Annotated in this window: 1 protein-coding gene and 2 pseudogenes; all 3 read right to left on the bottom strand. The window is 48.6% G+C overall.

Annotated elements, in window-relative coordinates:
- A pseudogene (locus tag AQR02_RS04465) lies at positions 1-655 on the bottom strand (methyl-accepting chemotaxis protein); the annotation flags it as partial.
- A 174-nt stretch (positions 656-829) separates the two neighbouring features.
- Complete coding sequence (gene spoVAE, locus AQR02_RS04460) at positions 830-1,180, bottom strand: stage V sporulation protein AE (RefSeq protein WP_054939558.1); 351 nt, start codon at positions 1,178-1,180, stop codon at positions 830-832.
- A pseudogene (locus AQR02_RS04455) lies at positions 1,177-1,421 on the bottom strand (stage V sporulation protein AD); the annotation flags it as partial. The pseudogene AQR02_RS04455 and the gene spoVAE, both read right to left, overlap by 4 nt.

Below are 1,421 nucleotides of genomic sequence, written 5' to 3'. Positions count from 1 at the left end.
TTGCCTGATACTCAATTCCTTTGGAGACCTCCTGGAATCCGATTGCCACTTCGCTTGTTATTGCCCCTGTCATTTCTACTTCTTCTTTGAATCTGCCTGTGAATTCGTACAGACCGTCCACCGCAGTTTTCACTCGGCTGAGTAGGTACTCTACCTGACTTCCAGCTGTTTCCACCTGCTGCCGCTGGCGTTCGCTTTGAACCTCCAGCTTCAGGTTCAGGTAAGAGACGACCAGCAGTACGACGCTGATTATGAGGTACAGCCCTAAGCTTGTAATATAGATCATCAGTTTGCTGTCAGTACCTGAGACTTCAGCTCCGCTTAACAGCTGGACCAGAATATTGGCAGCACTCACAGCTGCTGAAACCGCATAATATTTATAGTGCGGATAGAGCAGCAGCAGAGAACAGAGCAGCAATACCACCAAACTATTCACAGAGCTTAAGGTTAAATAGAAAGCCATCAACGTTAAGACTGCTGTAATTATCCATGGAATTACAAGTACGCCTTCTCGTTTCCAATTGCATGCAGTTAGTGCCACTGCCAGCGGAACAGCGACTGCGCTTGTACCCCAAAGCTTGGGAATCTGAAAGGCAAGAATCACCCCAACCACAGTTACTACCCAAAAAATAGTAATAATAATTTTGTTTCTCACCCAGAATAAATCCATTTTCCGCTGATTCTGCAACCTTTGCACGTCCCCTGTCATTTTTATATTATCCAGAGTTTATATCGTCAATATTCGACAATTTATTTATATCCTAGATTGGGCACAGCAAAAAAAAAGACCACCTTTACGGCGATCTTAGTTCCAACCTGTTCAAAACCTCTAACCCTTCGGTCTTACGACCAGCGCTGCCAGGAAGGAAAAGACAATTGCCGAGGATATCCCGGCGCTCGTCACATCGAAAATACCTGTTACCACGCCAACCCAGCCATCCCGTTCCAATTCCGTCAATGCACCATGTACCAAGGAGTTCCCGAAGCTCGTAATCGGCACACTGGCTCCGGCTCCGGCAAATTTCACAAGCGGATCATACAGCCCGAACGCATCGGCTACCGCACCCGCCACTACGAGTGTACTCATCGTGTGGGCGGGGGTCAGTGCGAGCACATCGAACATCAATTGGCCGATTACGCAAATTGCCCCGCCAATAAGAAACGCCCATAAATAGATCACTGCTCTTCACCTCCGCTCTCCAGGGCTACGGCATGCGCCACGCAGGGAATGCTCTCCCCCTGCTGGTAAGACAGCGGTGACAGCAGTGCTCCGGTTGCCACGATAAGCACACGCTTCAGCTCTCCTTTTTTCATCCGTTTAAGAATATGTCCATAAGTTACAACGGCTGAGCAGCCGCAGCCGCTTCCTCCTGCAATCACATATTTTTGCTTATCCAGGTCGAAAATAAGCAGTCCGCAGT

The sequence above is a fragment of the Paenibacillus ihuae genome (assembly GCF_001368795.1).
In the GTDB taxonomy this organism is placed as follows: Bacteria; Bacillota; Bacilli; order Paenibacillales; family Paenibacillaceae; genus Paenibacillus_AQ; species Paenibacillus_AQ ihuae.
Note: the sequence above shows the minus strand (reverse complement) of the source record. Positions and strands in the feature narration are given on the sequence as shown.